Raw genomic sequence first — 16,981 nt, forward strand, 5'->3', positions numbered from 1 at the left:
TCCCCAAGGGGCTTCCGCTGGAAGCCCCTTTTTCAATCCTGGCCCGGTGCTTCGTTTGCTTGTCCTGCTGCAGCATTCGGTATGATCACCTCAACCCGATACCCATTGGATCAAATCATGGAATTCAAGACTCTTGAGGACTACGTGGGGCAGACCCCGCTGGTCCGCCTCAAACGTATTACTGCAGGGCGCAACAACGTCATCCTCGCCAAGCTTGAAGGCAACAATCCGGCCGGGTCGGTGAAAGATCGTCCGGCCATGTCGATGATCCTGCGGGCCGAAGCACGTGGCGACATCAAGCCCGGTCAGACCCTGATCGAGGCAACCAGCGGCAACACCGGCATTGCCCTGGCGATGGCGGCGGCCATTCGTGGCTACGGCATGATCCTCGTGATGCCCGAGAATCAGAGCATCGAGCGGCGCCAGACCATGCGCGCCTTCGGCGCCGAGCTGGTGCTGACGCCGAAGGAGGGCGGCATGGAACTGGCGCGTGACGTGGCCGAGCGCATGCGGAACGAGGGACGCGGGATCATTCTCGACCAGTTCGGCAATCCGGATAACCCGCAGGCGCATATCGATGGCACCGGCCCTGAGATCTGGGAGCAGACCGGCGGCACCGTAACCCATTTCATCAGCAGCATGGGGACGACCGGCACGATCATGGGGGTGTCGACCTATCTCAAAGGCAAGAACCCCGATGTCTGCATCATCGGCTGTCAGCCCACGGATGGTTCGCAGATTCCGGGTATCCGCAAATGGCCCGAGGCTTACCTGCCGAGCATCTACGACAAGTCGCGGGTGGATCAGCTGGAGTATGTGGCTCAGGCCGATGCCGAAGAGATGACCCGGCGCCTGGCGCGTGAAGAGGGGATTTTTGCCGGCATCTCGTCCGGCGGTGCGATGCACGTTGCGTTGAGCCTTGCGGCACAGCTCGAAAATGCCGTGATCGTCTCCATCGTTTGCGATCGGGGGGATCGTTACCTGTCGACTGGCGTTTTTCCGGCTTGATGGCAAAGATGACGACCACCCTCGTTTTCGATATCGAGACGATCCCCGACATCAAGGGAATCCGTGCCCTCTATAGCCTGCCGGAAGCGCTGGCAGATGAGGAGGTTGCGGAGTTTGCCTTCCAGCAGCGGCGTGCCGCTAACGGCACAGATTTTTTGCCTCATCACCTCCAGCGGGTGGTGACGATTTCCTGTGTCCTGCGGGATGCCGCCCACTTCCGGGTTTTTTCCCTGTCGGAGCCCGACTGCACCGAGGGTGAGTTGATCCAGCGCTTCTTCGATGGCATCGAGAAGTTCACTCCGCAAATCGTTTCCTGGAACGGGGGCGGCTTTGATCTGCCGGTACTCCATTACCGGGGAATGATGCATGGTGTGAGTGCCCCCCGTTACTGGGATCTGGGAGATGGAGACTATGCCGACTCCCGTGACTTCAAGTGGAACAGCTATATCGGCCGCTATCACACTCGTCACCTGGACTTGATGGATCTGCTGGCGATGTACCAGCCTAGAGCCAGCGCACCGCTGGACGACCTTGCCAAGTTGATGGGTTTTCCGGGCAAGCTGGGAATGGATGGTTCGGCAGTATGGAAGGGTTACTGCGAGGGCAAGATTGCCGATATCCGTGATTACTGCGAGACGGATGTGGTGAACACCTATCTGGTCTTCCTGCGCTTCCAGTGCATGCGGGGTGCGATGGACAAGGTGCAATACGAAGCCGAGATCGCTTTTGTGCGCGAATCCCTCGGCCGGATTGAGGCTTCCCACTGGGAGCGCTTTCTTGCGGCGTGGCCTGTTTCGGGGACTTGAAAGAAAACATCAGATAACCCTTGACATCTTCTGTGGGGTCTCTATAATGTGGGCTTCTTAGGCGCGTAGCTCAGCTGGTTAGAGCACCACCTTGACATGGTGGGGGTCGTTGGTTCGAGTCCAATCGCGCCTACCAAACACCTAAGAGGAAAACGCAATGTTTGAAACTTGCGGCAGTCAGGATTGAGTAAGGTCTAGTCTGCTGCAAGGCGTTTTTCGGTAGAGGAAAAAGTGCGGCTCTGCCGCACTTTTTTTTTGCCCAGATTTTCTCATCCCCTCCCTTCGCGAGCCATCATGCCCAATATCACCTTGCCCGACGGTTCTGTTCGCAGTTTCGAGCAGCCCGTGACGATTGCCCAGGTTGCTGCATCCATCGGTGCCGGCCTGGCCCGTGCCGCCCTTGCCGGCAAAGTCGAAGGCAGGCTCGTTGATACCTCCTATCTGATTGAGCGCGATACAGCCCTCGCCATTGTTACGGACAAGGACCCGGACGGGCTGGAGGTCATTCGCCATTCCACCGCGCACTTGCTGGCCTATGCGGTCAAGGAGTTGTTCCCGGATGCGCAGGTGACGATCGGGCCGGTGATCGAGAACGGCTTCTTCTACGACTTCTCGTACAAGCGTCCGTTTACGCCGGAAGATCTGGAAACAATCGAAGCCCGCATGGTCGAACTTGCCAAGCGCGATATTCCGGTCGAGCGCAGTGTTCTGCCGCGGGATGAGGCTGTCGCCTATTTCAAGTCTATCGGCGAGCACTACAAGGCTGAAATCATTGCTTCCATTCCGCAGGATCAGGATGTTTCCCTGTATCGCGAGGGCGATTTTGTGGATCTGTGTCGCGGTCCTCATGTCCCGTCTACCGGCAAGCTGAAGGTCTTCAAGTTGATGAAGGTCGCCGGTGCCTATTGGCGTGGTGACTCGAAGAACGAGATGCTGCAGCGTATCTACGGTACTGCATGGGCGAAAAAGGAAGATCAGGAAGCCTACCTGCACATGCTGGAAGAGGCCGAGAAGCGCGATCATCGCCGTCTCGGCAAGCAGCTGGATCTCTTTCATCTGCAGGATGAAGCGCCGGGTATGGTGTTCTGGCATCCGAAGGGTTGGACCCTTTGGCAGCAGATCGAGCAATACATGCGTCGCGTCTTGACCGAGGCTGGTTACCAGGAGGTGAAGACCCCGCTGGTGATGGATCGACAGCTGTGGGAGCGCTCGGGTCACTGGGACAACTATCGCGACAACATGTTCACGACGGAATCGGAAAAGCGCGATTACGCGATCAAGCCGATGAACTGTCCGGGGCATGTGCAGATTTACAATCACGGCCTGCATTCCTATCGTGATCTGCCGCTGCGTCTGGCTGAATTCGGTTCGTGTCATCGCAACGAGCCCTCCGGTGCGCTGCATGGCTTGATGCGGGTGCGTGGCTTTGTGCAGGACGATGCCCACATCTTCTGTACCGAAGATCAGATCGTTGCCGAAGTTACTGCCTTCAATGCGCTGCTGTCCCGTGTTTACCAGGATTTCGGCTTTACGGACGTGGCCATCAAGCTGTCCCTGCGCCCCGAGAAGCGCGCCGGTGGCGATGATGTCTGGGATAAGGCCGAGGATGGCTTGCGCCAGGCCCTGGGGGCCTCGGGGCATCAGTGGGAAGAGTTGCCGGGTGAGGGCGCCTTCTATGGTCCGAAGATTGAATACCATGTCAAGGATGCGCTTGGTCGCTCCTGGCAGTGCGGCACGATGCAGCTGGATTTCGTGCTGCCCGAGCGTCTCGATGCCGAATATGTCACCGAGGACAACACCCGCCGTCGTCCGGTGATGCTGCATCGCGCCATTCTTGGTTCGCTCGAGCGTTTCATCGGCATTCTCATCGAGAATCACGCGGGTGCCTTGCCCTTGTGGCTCTCCCCTGTGCAGGCCGTGGTGCTGAATATCTCGGACGCGCAGGCCGATTACGCCCAGGAAGTGGTCCGGACGTTGCGCTCTAAGGGCTTCCGAGTCGAGGCCGATTTGCGTAACGAGAAAATTACTTATAAAATACGCGAACATAGCGTACGTAAGCTGCCTTACCTGCTTGTTATTGGTGACAAGGAAAAGGCGGCAAATGTAGTGGCCGTGCGCGCCCGGGGTAATCAAGACCTCGGTCAAATGTCCCTCGATAGTGTTGTCGAGCGTTGGCAGGCAGAGGTTTCTGCATTTGCCGGCACGGCCTGATATTTTTTGCTTTCTTGGAGAATTGAACCATCGCTCAGGATAAAAAACTGCGCATCAACGGCGAAATCAGTGTGCCGGAAGTGCGTTTGACGGGTGAGGACGGTGAGCAGGTTGGCATCGTTACTTTGCGTGCTGCTCTCGAAGCTGCGGAAGAAGCTGGTTGCGATCTGGTTGAGATCGCACCCATGGCTAAACCGCCGGTTTGTCGCTTGATGGACTTCGGTAAGTACAAATACGAAGAAGCCAAGCGCGCCCACGAAGCCAAGCAAAAACAGAAGCAGATCCAGGTCAAGGAAGTAAAGCTCCGTCCGGGTACCGACGAGAACGACTACCAGATCAAGCTGCGTAACCTCATCAAGTTCCTGAACGAAGGTGACAAAGCCAAGGTGACGCTGCGCTTCCGGGGCCGTGAAATGGCCCACCAGGAATTCGGCATGCGTCAGCTTGAGCGCGTCAGGACCGATCTCGAAGAAATCGGTCAGGTCGAGCAGATGCCGAAGATGGAAGGGCGTCAGATGATCATGGTCATCGCCCCGAAGAAGAAGCACTAAAGAATTCCCGGCGCCGCAAGGTGCTGGATCCCGGCGGGCAGCATAGTCCGCCGGAAACAAGTGGTGACGGGTTGTTGAAGCGTTTCCGAAAGTCGGAAGCCACCCGGGGCCATGACATAAGCTGGAGTACTCCATGCCGAAGATGAAGACCAAGAGCGGGGCCGCCAAGCGGTTCAAGATCCGCTCTAGCGGTAGCATCAAGCGTTCGCAGGCGTTCAAGCGCCACATCCTGACGAAGAAGACGACCAAGAGCAAGCGCCAGCTGCGTGGCATGACTGCCGTGCATGCTGCGGACGAAAAGTCCATCCGCGCCATGATGCCCTACGCCTGATTTAGGAGAACGCAATGCCCAGAGTTAAACGTGGTGTAACCGCCCGTGCCCGTCACAAGAAAGTCCTCGATCAAGCCAAGGGCTATCGTGGTCGTCGCAAGAACGTATACCGGATCGCCAAGCAGGCGGTGATGAAGGCCGGGCAATATGCCTACCGTGACCGTCGTCAACGCAAGCGTCAATTCCGTGCCCTGTGGATCGCCCGTATCAACGCGGCTTCCCGTGAGCTCGGCATGACCTACAGCCGCTTCATGAATGGCCTCAAGAAGGCTTGCATTGAAGTGGACCGCAAGGTGCTGGCCGATCTGGCTGTTTTCGACAAGCCCGCTTTTGCGGCGCTCGCCGAACAAGCCAAGGCCCAGCTCGCTGCGTAATCCAACGCAGCACGAAAAAAGGAGGCCTAGCCTCCTTTTTTTTGTCCTGAACCCGGGATAAGACAGACAAAATGGATCAACTCGATCAACTCGTTGCGCAGGCTGATGCCGATTTTGCAGCTGCTGCCGATGGCGCTGCGCTGGAAGCCGCCAAGGCGTGCTATCTAGGCAAAGGCGGTTCACTGACCGAACTGTTGAAGGGCCTCGGCAAGCTCGATCCGGAGACGCGCAAGACTGCCGGTGCGGAAATCAACAAGGCCAAGACGGCCATCGAATCCCTGCTGACCGCTCGTCGCGATGCGCTGCAGCAAGCAGCCCTCGAAGTGCAACTGGCGGCCGAAGCTCTGGATGTAACCCTGCCTGGTCGTGGCGCCGGTATCGGCGGCCTGCATCCGGTGGTGCGTACTCTGGAGCGCGTCGAACAACTGTTCCGCTCCATCGGCTTCGATGTGGCCGAAGGCCCCGAGATCGAGACCGATTTCTACAATTTCACGGCATTGAACACGCCGGCCAATCATCCGGCCCGTTCGATGCACGACACGTTCTATCTGGAAAACGGCGATGGTGTAATGCTCCGCACCCACACCAGTCCGGTCCAGATCCGCGCCATGCAGGCCCACGTAGAAGCCTACAAGGATCGCGATACCATGCCCGAACTGCGCGTCATCGCGCCGGGCCGCGTCTATCGCGTGGACTCCGATGCCACCCATTCGCCGATGTTCCATCAGGTGGAAGGTGTGTGGATCGGCGAGTCTGTCAGCTTTGCCGATCTGAAGGGTGTGGTCGCTGACTTCCTGCGTCGCTTCTTCGAGAGCGATGATCTGCAAGTGCGTTTCCGGCCGTCCTTTTTCCCGTTCACCGAGCCGTCGGCCGAAATCGACGTGGCGTTCATGAGCGGTGCGCTGAAGGGCCGCTGGCTGGAGATTGCCGGCTGCGGAATGATGCACCCCAATGTGTTGCGCTACGGCGGCATTGATCCCGAGCGTTACACCGGCTTTGCCTTCGGCATGGGGCCGGATCGGCTGACCATGCTGCGGTATGGCGTCAATGACCTTCGCCTGTTCTTCGAAGGCGATCTTCGTTTCCTCGGTCAATTCAGGTAAGCCATGCAATTCTCAGAACTCTGGTTGCGCAGTTTCGTCAGTCCGGCCCTCGATTCGGACGCGCTGGGGCATTTGCTCACCATGGCGGGGCTGGAAGTGGAAGAGCAGGACGGCGTGGCCGCCGTGTTCTCCAAGGTTGTCGTTGCGCAGATCGTCGAAGCGGAGAAGCACCCGAACGCCGACAAGCTGCGTGTCTGCAAGGTGGACGCGGGGCAGGGCGAGCTGCTGCAGATCGTCTGCGGTGCGCCGAATGCGGCTGCCGGCCTCAAAATTCCGTGTGCCCTGGTGGGCGCCGATCTGGCCGGTTTCGGCATCAAGGCGGCCAAGCTGCGTGGTGTCGAATCCTTTGGCATGCTGTGCTCCGCCAAGGAGCTTGGTACGTCTGACGAGAGCAGCGGCTTGTTGGTGCTGCCCGAGGATGCGCCGATCGGCATGGACGTGCGCGAGTACCTGTCGCTCGACGACACGCTGTTCACCATCAAGCTGACGCCGAACCGCGCCGACTGCCTGAGCCTCACCGGTATCGCCCGTGAAGTCGCTGCGCTGACCGCCAGCCCGCTGACACTGCCGGCCTGCGAGCCTGTTGCCGCAGCCCATGCGGATGTGCGTGCGATCATTCTCGACGCGCCGGAGGCCTGCCCGCGCTACAGCGGCCGGATCATCCGGGGCGTGAACGCCAAGGCTCCGACACCCGAATGGATGAAGCAGCGTCTGGCCCGTAGCGGCATCCGCTCCATCAGTGCGTTGGTCGATGTGACCAACTACGTGATGCTGGAACTCGGTCAGCCGCTTCACGCCTTCGATAATGCCAAACTGAATGGTGCCATTCACGTCCGTCTGCCGAACCCCGGCGAGCAAGTGCTCCTCCTCAATGGCCAGACCATCACCCCGGCTGCCGATACGCTGCTGATTGCCGATGAAACCCGCGCACTGGCCCTGGCCGGCGTGATGGGTGGCGAAGACAGTGGAATCACGCTGGATACCACCGATCTGTTCCTCGAAAGCGCCTTCTTTGCGCCCGACGTCATTGCCGGCCGTGCCCGTGCTTATGGCTTCTCGTCGGACGCCTCCTACCGCTTCGAGCGGGGTGTGGACTTCGCGCTGGCGGGTCAGGCCATGGAGCGCGCTACGCGTCTGATCCTCGACATCTGCGGCGGCTCTGCCGGCCCGGTGCAGGAAGCGCTGGCTGCCGACAAACTGCCCGCGCGTGCCCCGATCCGCCTGCGTGCTGCGCGTGTGCGGCGTGTGCTGGGTATCGCCCTGACCGCCGATTGCGTCGCCGGAATGTTCGAACGACTGAATCTGACCGTCGCCCGCGACGGGGAAGATTTTGTCGTGACGCCGCCGTCCTACCGTTTCGATCTGGAAATCGAGGAAGACCTCATTGAGGAAATCGCTCGTCTCCATGGCTATGACAACATTCCGAGCGTGCCTCCGCGTGGCCCGATCAGCATGCTGCCGCGTCCGGAGGCAAAGCGCGACACGATGTTCATTCGTCGCCTGGTGGCCGGCCGTGAATATCAGGAAGTGATCAACTTCGCCTTCGTCGACGAGGCGTGGGAAAAGGACTTCTGCGGCAATGCCGATCCGGTGCGCCTCGCCAACCCCATCGCCAGCCAGATGAGCGTGATGCGTTCCAGTCTGATTGGCGGCCTGGTGGCCAACGTGGTGACCAACCGCAAGCGTCAGACCAACCGCGTGCGCGTCTTCGAGATTGGTCGCTGCTTCGCCCGCGATGCTGCCGGCAAGCCGGTGGATGGTTTCCATCAACCGGTGCGCCTTGCCGCGTTGGCGGCGGGCTTTGTCCGTCCCGAGCAGTGGGCTGAAACGAGCCGCAACGTCGACTTCTTCGATGTGAAGGCGGATCTGGAGGCGCTGCTTTTCCCGCGGGTCGCCGAGTTCGAGCGGGCTGCCCACCCGGCGCTGCACCCGGGGCGTTCGGCCCGTGTGCTGCTGGATGGTCGTGCCATCGGTTTCATCGGTGAACTGCATCCGGTGTGGGTGCAGCGTCATGAGTTGGGCACCGCACCGGTACTCTTCGAAATCGAACTCGACGTGTTGCTGGATACCGTGACGCCGGCTTACCAAGAGCTTTCGCGCTTCCCGGCCGTGACCCGCGACCTGGCGCTGGTGGTCGATCAGGATGCCGCTGCGGCGATCCTCCTGAAAGGTCTTCAGGCTGTTGCGCCGGCCATTGTGCAGCGCATCGAATTGTTCGATCAATACCAGGGCAAAGGTGTCGAGCCGAACCGGAAAAGCCTTGCATTCCGTGTAGTTATGCAAGAAACTCAACGGACTCTGGAGGATGTCGAAGTGGATGCCGCGATGGCTGCCCTGACCCGCCACGCCGAGGAAAACCTTGGCGCGAAGCTGAGGGCCTGATTCATCATGAGCATGACACTGACAAAGGCTGAGCTCGCCGACATGCTGTTTGAGCAGGTAGGCCTGAACAAGCGCGAAGCCAAGGACATGGTGGAGTGCTTTTTCGAGGAAATCCGCATCGCGCTCGAACGTGGAGATTGCGTGAAGCTTTCGGGCTTCGGCAATTTCCAGCTGCGGGAGAAGCCCCAGCGCCCCGGTCGTAATCCCAAGACCGGTGAAGAAATTCCGATTACTGCCCGGCGTGTGGTGACTTTTCACGCCAGTCAGAAGCTCAAGGCCAATGTGGAGCAACTGAGCGATGTTGCCAAGTGATGCCGAGGCGGCTGTAGAACTGCCGCCGATTCCTGCCAAACGTTACTTCACCATTGGTGAGGTGAGTGATCTGTGCGGTGTAAAGCCTCATGTGCTGCGCTACTGGGAGCAAGAGTTCACCCAGTTGCGCCCGGTCAAGCGGGGCGGAAACCGACGTTATTATCAGCACCACGAAGTGCTGTTGATTCGCCGGATTCGCGAACTGCTGTATCAGGATGGCTTTACCATTTCCGGTGCGCGAAATCGTCTCGACGACGTGGCGGCGCGCAAGCGTGAGGATGTTGAAGAGTCCGCCGGTCTGCGCGAGCAACTGGTTTCGATCCGTGCCGAGATCAAGTCGATTCTGAGCGATCTGCAGAGCTGAGGAACGCGGAAAGCTTCCGCGTTCTCCCCAATCACAGGCGGTGCCGGGTTCGGGCCGCCTTTATTTTTGAGTGACTTCCCCATGACCTACTGTGTCAGCATGCTGCTCGACGCCGGTATGGTGTTCCTGTCGGACTCCCGTACCAATGCCGGCGTTGATCACATCAACACCTTCCGCAAGATGAGCATCTTCCAGCGCCCTGGCGAGCGGGTGATGGTCCTGATGGGGTCTGGCAACCTGGCGATTACCCAGCAGCTCGTGTCCATGCTGCGTGAAGCCATGGCAGCGCAGGACGGCCGGGAAAACCTGTGGTCGGTGCCGAACATGTTCGAGGCGGCGCGTCACCTGGGCGAGACCTTGCGGGAAGTGCATCGGCGCGATGCGGAGGCCCTGCAGAATTTCGGTATCGACTTTACTGCAGCGTTGATTCTTGGCGGACAGATCGGCACTGAGCAGCCGCGCCTGTTCCACATCTACGCGGCGGGTAACTTCATCGAGGCCACCCCCGACACCCCGTACTTCCAGATCGGTGAATCGAAGTACGGCAAGCCGATCATCGACCGGGTGGTGAAGCGTCACACCAGCCTGGACGAAGCCGCCAAGCTGGCGCTGATCTCCATGGATTCGACGATTCGTTCCAACCTGTCGGTGGGGGTGCCGCTAGATCTGGCGATCCTGAAGACGGACGAACTCAAAGTTTCGACGCACATCAGCATCGATGCGAAGAACGAGTACTTTGCGATGATCCGCAATCGCTGGAGCGAGGCCCTCGGCCACGCCTTCGACGAGTTGCCCAACCCCGACTGGATCGGCAAGGGTGACCAGCTCGGCTGAAGCCTACCAGCCCTGCACCAGCCGCTTGGCCTGCTCGCATTCCGTCCGGAACTGCAGGAACTGGTGCAGGCGCTTTTCCGCAATCTTGCCGCTCGCCGCGGCCTCCCGCAGCGCACAGCCGGGTTCGGCATCGTGCCGACAGTCGCGGAAGCGGCATTGTCCTACGTAGGGGCGAAACTCCCGGAAGCTCGATTCGAGCTCTTCCGGACTCAGGTGCACGAGGCCAAAGGTCTGCATTCCCGGGCTGTCGATGATCCCGCCGCCTTCGGGCAACGGGTACAGGCGGGCAAAGGTGGTGGTGTGCTTGCCGGTGTCGAGGACTTCCGAGATCTCCCGCGTTTCCGCCCGGGCTTCCGGGATCAGCGCATTGGTGAGCGTGGATTTGCCCATGCCTGACTGCCCCACCAGCAGGCTGGTCTCACCGATCAGGCGGGCGCGCAGCTTGTCCACGTTTTCCATCGCCGATAATTCCAGCACCTCGTAGCCGAGCACCGTGAACGGTGCCAGCTGGGCGCGGGCGCCTGCCAGGCCGGCGGTGACGTCGGTCTTGTTCAGTACGATCAGGGCCTTCTGATTCTGGCTTTCGACGGCGCACAGGCAGCGTGAGATGAATTCGTCGCTGAAGCTCGGCTCGGTGGCCACCACCATCACCACCTGGGTGGCGTTGGCGGCGATCAGCTTCTGTCGCCAGGCGTCGGAGCGGTAGAGCAGGCTGGTCCGTTCGAGCAGTTTGTCGATGACGCCCTGACCGGGGCCGGTGACGGCAATCTGGACCCGGTCGCCACAGGCGAACAGGCTCTTTTTGCCGCGGGGTACGCACAGCAGGATTTCTCCTGCATCGGTGCGTACTTCGTATTGGCGCCCGAAGGCGGCCGTGAGGGTGCCGAAAATTTTCATCGTGTAGCTGCCTGCAAGTGGGCAATGCGGATCGCCGCGGGCGGGTGCGAGTCGTACACGCGGGAGTAGAGCGGGTCTGGCGTGAGGGTCGAGGCGTTGTCACGGTACAGCTTGACCAGGGCGCTCACCAGCTCGCTGGCCGGAGCCTGGCGGGCGGCGTAGGCGTCGGCCTGGAATTCGTGCTGGCGCGACCACATGCTCATCAGCGGGGTCAGCGGGAAGGTGAAAATCGGCAGCACCAGGGCGAACAGCACCAGCGTCGGTGCGGTGCCGGAGGCACTCATGCCCAGCCCGTTGAAGAACCAGTCCTGTCCGGCCAGATGGCCGAGGAGGGCGAAGAACAGCAGGCTGCCGGCGCTGATCACCGCAAGACGCTTCCACAGGTGATGGTGGTGGTAATGGCCGAGTTCATGGGCCAGCACGGCCTCGACTTCTGCTGGTTCGAGTTTGTCGAGCAGGGTGTCGAAGAAAACGATCCGCTTGGCGGCGCCGAAGCCGGTGAAGTAGGCATTGCCGTGGGCCGAGCGTTTGGAGCCGTCCATCACGAACAGACCTGACAGGCGGAAGCCGCAGCGGGTCATCAGGCCCTCGATACGGTTCTTCAGCGGGCCGTCTTCCAGTGGCTTGAACTTGTTGAAGAGGGGGGCGATGAAGGTCGGGTAGACCAGCAGCACCAGCAGGTTGAAGCCCAGCCAGAAGCCCCACACATAAAGCCACCACAGATCGCCCATGGCGCCCATCAGCCACAGCACGCAGGCGATCAGCGGCAGGCCGATGGCGGCCGCCAGGAGGATGCCCTTCAGCGTATCGGTGATGAACAGGCGGGGCGTCAGGCGGTTGAAGCCGAAACGGGCTTCGAGGCCGAAGCTGCGGTAGATCGTTAGTGGCAGATCGACGATCCACGACACGCTTGCCACCGCAGCAATGAAGGCCACGCCGTGGAGCAGACTGCCCGGCTCGACCAGGCGGCCGCTCAGTTCGTACAGCTGTTGCAGGACGCCACCGAAGGTCAGCGCCAGCAGCAGGGCGACGGAGATCAGCATGTCGAGCATCCCGGTCCGGACCCGGGCGACGGTGTAGTCGGCAGCCTTCTGGTGCGATTCGAGCGAGATGCTGCCGGTGAAGGCCGCCGGTACGGCGTCCCGGTGGGCGGCCACGTGTCGCCTGTGGCGATTTGCCAGCCACAGGCGGGTCAGCAGGCCGGCGCACAGGGCGATCAGAAAGAGGGCGGAAAAACTGCTGGAGGTCATCGGGAATTCGGGGGAAGAAACGGGGAGGCGGAAGGAAGAAGTGACGGCACGCGGCAAGCGCGTAAAATCGCGCCTTTACCGAAAAGCGAACCGATTATGGCACAGGACCAGAATCACCTCATCTGGCTGGACATGGAAATGACCGGCCTCAATCCCGACAGCGATCGCATCATCGAAATCGCCATGGTCGTCACCAACGGCAATCTGGACGTGGTGGCCGAAGGCCCCGTGATCGCGGTGCATCAGTCGGATGCCGTGCTGGACGGCATGGATGAGTGGAACAAGAACACCCACGGCCGTTCCGGCCTGATCGACCGGGTCAAGGCCTCGACCATCGACGAAGCCGCCGCCGAGGCGATCTACCTGGATTTCATGAAGGAATACATCCCTTCGCGCACGTCCCCGATGTGTGGCAACTCCATCGGCCAAGACCGTCGCTTCATGGCGCGCTACATGCCGAAGCTGGAAGACTGGTTCCACTACCGTAACCTGGATGTATCCACGCTCAAGGAACTGGCCCGTCGCTGGCGTCCGGATGTGTACAAGGGCCTCGAGAAGAAGGGCGCCCACCAAGCTTTGGCCGACATCCATGAATCGATTGTGGAGTTGCGTTACTACCGGGACAACTTCCTGAAGGTTTGAAAGCGATGCGGGGCGCCTTGATGGGCGCCCCGTTTTTTTCAGCTACCCCGTAGCCACTTGCGGCTGCTTTGGGTTTCGAGCAAATCTCGCGGGGTGGTGAGCCCCTGAACGCTGGCCCGGGCCAGGGCAACCTGGTGGAGCTGAGCCACGGCAAGGGCTTCGAGGAGGGCGTCCCGATGATCGATGCGGTCAATGCTGAAGGCGCCCAGCCAGGCGTCCATGCGGGCCTGGCCGGCGATCCGTTCGGGGTAGAGGCTGGGCATCAGGACCATCAGGTCGATCCAGTCCACTTCGGGCACGCTGCCCAGGTTCTGCTCGAAGGCGCGCTCCAGCGTGCCCTGGTTGAAGGGCGCGTTGTAGACAATGGCGGGCGCCCGGCCAATGAACTTCAAAAGGCCGATCAGGGCGTCTGCCGGGGCGCTGCCCAGGCTGGCGTGGTAGGCGTCGGCCGGATGCAGCAGGCCGCGGTTGATGGCCACCGCACCCACTGCGAGGAGGCGCTGGCCGCCACCGTCCATCGGCCCGGTTTCCGTGTTGACCACCACGTAGCGGGTTTCGTAGTGCGAGCGGCCGAGGTCGGGGGCTGGCAGGGCGGCGATAGCCTCCAGGCTGGCTTGCTGATTGGGGTTGAGGCCCGGACTGCTGCCGGGCAGGAATCGGGAGAGCCAGTTCATATCTGGTAATCCAGCTTGAGACGGAGTTGGATCTTGCGGGCCTGGCGGAAGGCCTCTTTCAGGATGCGCCGGTCGAGTTCGTTCAGATCGTCCGGCTTGACCCGGTTGTCACCGGACGAGCCGTGATCGGTATCGAGGTGCTGGTGGCGCAGGCGCAGGAGCTGGATGAAGTGGAAACCGTCGGCCATCGCGGAGAGTTCTTCTGCCGGCATGCCGATGCGTGAGCCGCCCTGGCGCAGGCGCTGGACGGTGCTGGTGGCGTCGACTCCGGTGCGCAGTGACAGCACGCGGGCGGCGTCGACAAACAGGCGGGCGCCGTATTTCTTGAGATCGATGGTGCCCGGATGGCGCGGATCGTCGTCGGTGATGAAGTCGCGGATCTTGCCCAGCGGCGGCGCCACGTCGAGGGCGTTGGTGGCCATGGCCTTGAGGAAGGCCGGGTTGCCGCCGGTCATGGAGAGCAGCCAGTGGCGGAGCTTGTGGGCGAGTTTCTCGTCGCCGTAGAGCACCCGGTAGTCGAAGAAGATGGTGGCGTTGAGCAGGGCTTCGGGGTGCGGTTCGCGAATCCAGGTGCCGAATTTTTCGCGCCATTCGTCGATGGTCAGGCACAGGTCGGGGTTGCAGGCCATGATGTTGCCCGTGCACAGAGGGAAGCCACAGGCGGCCAGGTCGTTGTTCACGTCCTTGGCAAATTCCAGCAGGCGCAGCTTGAGGGGCTCCTTGTCGGCCCATTCGGGTAGTACGTAGAGGATGCCGTTGTCCTGGTCTGTGGACAGGGTTTGTTCGTGGCGCCCTTCCGAGCCAAAGGCCAGCCAGGCGTATTCGACGCCGTAGAGGTCGTGGTTCTTGAGGTTGAGCTCAATGATGCGGCGGGTCAGGGCATCGTTGAGGGCCGAGATGAACTGGGTCAGTTGTTCGGCGCCGATGCCCTGGGCGAGCAGGTTGAGGGCCAGCTGGCGAATGTCGCGGCTGGCGCGCTGCAGGGCCTGCACGTCGGCAGCGCTCTCGATGCCGGAGCGGATCTGGCGCAGGCCGATGCGTTGTAGCGCAAACAGGTCGCGCTCGGAGATCACGCCCTTGAGCTTGTCGTCGGTGTCCACCACCAGGATGTGGCGTACCCCGTGGGTGGCCATCTCGAGGGCCGCGTCGTAGGCGCTGGCGTTGCCGTTGAGGGTGTGCGGCGGGGTGGTCATCACGTCGGCGATCGGCCGGGTCAGGTCGAATCCCGGCAGAAGGATGCGCTTCAGGATATCGCTCTGGGTGAGTACTCCGACGGGCTTTTCATCCTCGCCGGCAACGGCCAGGCAGCCGACGCCGAATTCGGCCATTTTTTCGAGGGCACTGCGCGTGACCATGTCGGGTGCGACAAAGATCGGCGCTTTTTTGACCAGGTTGGACAGGGACGTGGTCATCGTCTGCTGCTCGGCGGCGCGCTGGGAGAACTGCACCTGCAGCTGCTCCCGCGACTGGTTGAGCAGGCTGGCGATGTAGCGCGTGCAAAACAGCTGGAAGCTCGGGCTGAGTTCCTGCAACTGCAGGAAGTCGGCGGCCGGGAGCTGGAAGCAGTAGCTGTCTTCCACGGCGATGTAGCCGTTGGTGGACGGCCGTTCGGCAGAAATCGAGCCGATCGGAAAGCCTTCGCCGGGGCCGAGGGTCAGTGTGGAATATTCGGTGACGGCGACGCTGCCAACCTGGCGGGCCTGTACCTTGCCACGATAGACGATGTAGAAGTAGCGCGGTGGTCCGTCTTCGGGCACCAGAATTTCCGAGTCTGCCGGATAGAACGCGGTGGCAAGGCGTTCACCCAGAAAACGCAGGGCTTCCGCCTCCATCCGGTCGAAGGGGGCATGGCGACGCAGGAAGTCCAGATTGGTACGAATCAGGGTGTCGGAGGCGGTGGTGTCCATAAGCAGAACCGAAGGCGCAGATCAAACCACCGAATCTACTCCGCCACTGCCCCCCTGTCATGATCTTGCGCAATAAATCGGCCTTTTGTGGATCTTTTAGGGACGCCGTAGTGACGACCGGCGCAGACCGGAGATTCGCCGATGCTCCGTTACAATCGGGCGCCCCTTCCAACAAGGAATCTTGATGACTGTTTCCCTGCTTCCCGCCCTCGAAATCGCCACTGGCCCCGAGCCCACTCATGCTGTCATCTGGATGCATGGTCTGGGGGCCGATGGCCACGATTTTGAGCCGGTTGTCGACGAGCTTGACCCGGATCGCCTGCCGCCGACGCGCTTCGTTTTTCCCCACGCGCCCCAGCGACCGGTGACGATCAATGGTGGTTATGTGATGCGCGCCTGGTACGACATCGTGTCGATGGATTTTTCGGAGCGGCGCGAGGATCCGGCTGGCGTGCTGGAGTCGGCAGCACAGATCGAAGCCCTGATTGCCCGCGAAAACGCCCGCGGCATTCCGGACAATCGCATTGTGCTGGCCGGTTTTTCCCAGGGGGGCGCCATTGCACTGCACACCGCGTTGCGTCACCCGCAGCGGCTGGCCGGCATTCTGGCCATGTCCACCTACCTGCCGTTGGCCGACACCCTGGCTGCCGAAGCCAGTCCGGCCAACCGTGACGTACCGATCTTCATGGCCCATGGGCGTGGCGATACAGTGATTCCCCACGATTTCGGCAAGCGCTCCGGGGATTTTCTGGCCGCCGGAGGCTATCCGCTGGAATGGCGCAGCTACCCGATGGAGCATTCCCTGTGTCTCGAAGAGATTCGCGACATCGAGGACTGGCTGGCCGGGGTGTTGGTGGCCTAGGTGGCCCGGCGCTTGAGCAGGTGGGCGACGATGAAGGACAGCACCGCTTCGCCCCGCTGATTCAGCGCCTTGTATTGCAGGCGGGCAATTCCCCGGTCGGGCTTCGAGGAGGAGGGGCGCACCTCCAGCACTTCCACTTCGCTGTGCAGGGTGTCGCCGGGGCGCACCGGCGCCAGCCAGCGCAGCTCGTCGATGCCCGGCGAGCCCATGCTCGAGCCGGCCAGTACGCCGCTCTGGATGAACAGCCTGAAGCACAGGGCCAGCGACTGGAAACCGCTGGCGATCAGCCCGCCGTAAGGCGACTCGGCGGCGGCCACCGCGTCCAGGTGGAAGGGTTGCGGGTCGTAGCGGAAGGCGAAATCGATGATCTCGGCTTCGGTAAGGGTCAGGCCGCCGCTGATGAAGCGATCGCCAACGATCAAGTCGTCGAGAAAACGGGTGTTCATGTCGTGGTCTCCGGGCATGGGGGCTGG

General features: G+C 61.3%; 18 protein-coding genes and 1 tRNA gene. 14 read left to right on the plus strand and 5 right to left on the minus strand.

Annotated features, from left to right (window positions below; all coding sequences use genetic code 11):
- Positions 1-117: 117 nt before the first annotated feature.
- The 12 genes from cysM (at position 118) to ETQ85_RS21805 (ending at position 10,276) form a co-directional block, all read left to right on the plus strand.
- Positions 118-1,008 (plus strand): cysteine synthase CysM, encoded by an 891-nt coding sequence (cysM, locus tag ETQ85_RS21750; protein WP_148581164.1) that lies wholly within the window; start codon positions 118-120, stop codon positions 1,006-1,008.
- Between the two features lie 8 nt (positions 1,009-1,016).
- Entirely contained in the window at positions 1,017-1,814 is a 798-nt protein-coding gene (locus tag ETQ85_RS21755; protein ID WP_148581165.1) for a 3'-5' exonuclease, read from the plus strand.
- 59 nt (positions 1,815-1,873) lie between these two features.
- Positions 1,874-1,950 (plus strand) — tRNA-Val (locus ETQ85_RS21760).
- Positions 1,951-2,108: 158 nt separating this feature from the next.
- Positions 2,109-4,025, plus strand: a complete 1,917-nt coding sequence (thrS, locus tag ETQ85_RS21765; RefSeq protein WP_148581166.1) for a threonine--tRNA ligase — start codon at positions 2,109-2,111, stop codon at positions 4,023-4,025.
- A gap of 47 nt (positions 4,026-4,072) precedes the next feature.
- Complete coding sequence (gene infC / locus ETQ85_RS21770) at positions 4,073-4,576, plus strand: translation initiation factor IF-3 (protein ID WP_222862248.1); 504 nt, start codon at positions 4,073-4,075, stop codon at positions 4,574-4,576.
- A 133-nt stretch (positions 4,577-4,709) separates the two neighbouring features.
- Positions 4,710-4,907, plus strand: coding sequence for a 50S ribosomal protein L35 (gene rpmI, locus ETQ85_RS21775; RefSeq protein ID WP_148581168.1), 198 nt, complete (start codon positions 4,710-4,712; stop codon positions 4,905-4,907).
- 14 nt (positions 4,908-4,921) lie between these two features.
- Entirely contained in the window at positions 4,922-5,281 is a 360-nt protein-coding gene (rplT, locus tag ETQ85_RS21780) for a 50S ribosomal protein L20 (protein ID WP_148581169.1), read from the plus strand.
- A 71-nt stretch (positions 5,282-5,352) separates the two neighbouring features.
- Positions 5,353-6,384, plus strand: a complete 1,032-nt coding sequence (gene pheS / locus ETQ85_RS21785; protein WP_148581170.1) for a phenylalanine--tRNA ligase subunit alpha — start codon at positions 5,353-5,355, stop codon at positions 6,382-6,384.
- A gap of 3 nt (positions 6,385-6,387) precedes the next feature.
- Complete coding sequence (gene pheT / locus ETQ85_RS21790) at positions 6,388-8,766, plus strand: phenylalanine--tRNA ligase subunit beta (protein ID WP_148581171.1); 2,379 nt, start codon at positions 6,388-6,390, stop codon at positions 8,764-8,766.
- Positions 8,767-8,772: 6 nt separating this feature from the next.
- Positions 8,773-9,078: an integration host factor subunit alpha gene (locus ETQ85_RS21795; protein WP_187394809.1), complete on the plus strand. Its 306-nt coding sequence runs from the start codon at positions 8,773-8,775 to the stop codon at positions 9,076-9,078.
- Positions 9,065-9,442 (plus strand): MerR family transcriptional regulator, encoded by a 378-nt coding sequence (locus ETQ85_RS21800; RefSeq protein WP_148581172.1) that lies wholly within the window; start codon positions 9,065-9,067, stop codon positions 9,440-9,442. Before ETQ85_RS21795 ends, ETQ85_RS21800 begins: the two co-directional genes overlap by 14 nt.
- Before the next feature lie 81 nt (positions 9,443-9,523).
- The gene (locus tag ETQ85_RS21805; RefSeq protein WP_148581173.1) at positions 9,524-10,276 is read left to right on the plus strand and encodes a proteasome-type protease; all 753 of its coding nucleotides are present in this window, start codon (positions 9,524-9,526) and stop codon (positions 10,274-10,276) included.
- Positions 10,277-10,279: 3 nt separating this feature from the next.
- Here the strand turns inward: ETQ85_RS21805 and rsgA are convergent, their stop codons facing one another.
- Positions 10,280-11,173: a ribosome small subunit-dependent GTPase A gene (gene rsgA, locus ETQ85_RS21810; RefSeq protein WP_187394810.1), complete on the minus strand. Its 894-nt coding sequence runs from the start codon at positions 11,171-11,173 to the stop codon at positions 10,280-10,282.
- Positions 11,170-12,423 (minus strand): M48 family metallopeptidase, encoded by a 1,254-nt coding sequence (locus tag ETQ85_RS21815; protein WP_148581174.1) that lies wholly within the window; start codon positions 12,421-12,423, stop codon positions 11,170-11,172. Before ETQ85_RS21815 ends, rsgA begins: the two co-directional genes overlap by 4 nt.
- A gap of 96 nt (positions 12,424-12,519) precedes the next feature.
- Between ETQ85_RS21815 and orn the strand changes: the two genes are divergently transcribed.
- Entirely contained in the window at positions 12,520-13,065 is a 546-nt protein-coding gene (gene orn, locus ETQ85_RS21820; protein WP_148581175.1) for an oligoribonuclease, read from the plus strand.
- Positions 13,066-13,103: 38 nt separating this feature from the next.
- Here the strand turns inward: orn and ETQ85_RS21825 are convergent, their stop codons facing one another.
- Positions 13,104-13,739, minus strand: coding sequence for a 3'-5' exonuclease (locus ETQ85_RS21825; protein WP_148581176.1), 636 nt, complete (start codon positions 13,737-13,739; stop codon positions 13,104-13,106).
- On the minus strand, positions 13,736-15,646 hold the full coding sequence (locus ETQ85_RS21830; RefSeq protein ID WP_148581177.1) for a DUF294 nucleotidyltransferase-like domain-containing protein: 1,911 nt from the start codon (positions 15,644-15,646) through the stop codon (positions 13,736-13,738). The genes ETQ85_RS21825 and ETQ85_RS21830 overlap by 4 nt, the downstream gene beginning before the upstream one ends.
- A gap of 184 nt (positions 15,647-15,830) precedes the next feature.
- Here ETQ85_RS21830 and ETQ85_RS21835 point away from each other — a divergent pair, with 184 nt between their 5' ends.
- Complete coding sequence (locus tag ETQ85_RS21835) at positions 15,831-16,508, plus strand: alpha/beta hydrolase (RefSeq protein WP_148581178.1); 678 nt, start codon at positions 15,831-15,833, stop codon at positions 16,506-16,508.
- On the opposite strand, the gene ETQ85_RS21840 is transcribed toward ETQ85_RS21835, so the two are convergent.
- Entirely contained in the window at positions 16,505-16,954 is a 450-nt protein-coding gene (locus tag ETQ85_RS21840) for a MaoC family dehydratase (protein ID WP_148581179.1), read from the minus strand. The two genes, ETQ85_RS21835 and ETQ85_RS21840, sit on opposite strands and share 4 nt — an antisense overlap.
- Positions 16,955-16,981: the final 27 nt, after the last annotated feature.

Origin of the sequence: Zoogloea oleivorans (assembly GCF_008107625.1) — a bacterium.
In the GTDB taxonomy this organism is placed as follows: domain Bacteria; phylum Pseudomonadota; class Gammaproteobacteria; order Burkholderiales; family Rhodocyclaceae; genus Zoogloea; species Zoogloea oleivorans.

Excerpts from the sequence above, each read along its gene's own strand:
- ETQ85_RS21800 (WP_148581172.1), top strand. The coding sequence starts at position 9,065 with ATGTTGCCAAGTGATGCCGAGGCGGCTGTAGAACTGCCGCCGATTCCT.
- ETQ85_RS21755 (WP_148581165.1), top strand. The coding sequence starts at position 1,017 with ATGACGACCACCCTCGTTTTCGATATCGAGACGATCCCCGACATCAAG.
- ETQ85_RS21825 (WP_148581176.1), bottom strand. The coding sequence starts at position 13,739 with ATGAACTGGCTCTCCCGATTCCTGCCCGGCAGCAGTCCGGGCCTCAAC.
- ETQ85_RS21830 (WP_148581177.1), bottom strand. The coding sequence starts at position 15,646 with ATGGACACCACCGCCTCCGACACCCTGATTCGTACCAATCTGGACTTC.
- pheT (WP_148581171.1), top strand. The coding sequence starts at position 6,388 with ATGCAATTCTCAGAACTCTGGTTGCGCAGTTTCGTCAGTCCGGCCCTC.
- pheS (WP_148581170.1), top strand. The coding sequence starts at position 5,353 with ATGGATCAACTCGATCAACTCGTTGCGCAGGCTGATGCCGATTTTGCA.
- rsgA (WP_187394810.1), bottom strand. The coding sequence starts at position 11,173 with ATGAAAATTTTCGGCACCCTCACGGCCGCCTTCGGGCGCCAATACGAA.
- orn (WP_148581175.1), top strand. The coding sequence starts at position 12,520 with ATGGCACAGGACCAGAATCACCTCATCTGGCTGGACATGGAAATGACC.
- cysM (WP_148581164.1), top strand. The coding sequence starts at position 118 with ATGGAATTCAAGACTCTTGAGGACTACGTGGGGCAGACCCCGCTGGTC.
- ETQ85_RS21840 (WP_148581179.1), bottom strand. The coding sequence starts at position 16,954 with ATGAACACCCGTTTTCTCGACGACTTGATCGTTGGCGATCGCTTCATC.
- ETQ85_RS21815 (WP_148581174.1), bottom strand. The coding sequence starts at position 12,423 with ATGACCTCCAGCAGTTTTTCCGCCCTCTTTCTGATCGCCCTGTGCGCC.
- rplT (WP_148581169.1), top strand. The coding sequence starts at position 4,922 with ATGCCCAGAGTTAAACGTGGTGTAACCGCCCGTGCCCGTCACAAGAAA.
- ETQ85_RS21795 (WP_187394809.1), top strand. The coding sequence starts at position 8,773 with ATGAGCATGACACTGACAAAGGCTGAGCTCGCCGACATGCTGTTTGAG.
- rpmI (WP_148581168.1), top strand. The coding sequence starts at position 4,710 with ATGCCGAAGATGAAGACCAAGAGCGGGGCCGCCAAGCGGTTCAAGATC.
- thrS (WP_148581166.1), top strand. The coding sequence starts at position 2,109 with ATGCCCAATATCACCTTGCCCGACGGTTCTGTTCGCAGTTTCGAGCAG.
- ETQ85_RS21805 (WP_148581173.1), top strand. The coding sequence starts at position 9,524 with ATGACCTACTGTGTCAGCATGCTGCTCGACGCCGGTATGGTGTTCCTG.
- ETQ85_RS21835 (WP_148581178.1), top strand. The coding sequence starts at position 15,831 with ATGACTGTTTCCCTGCTTCCCGCCCTCGAAATCGCCACTGGCCCCGAG.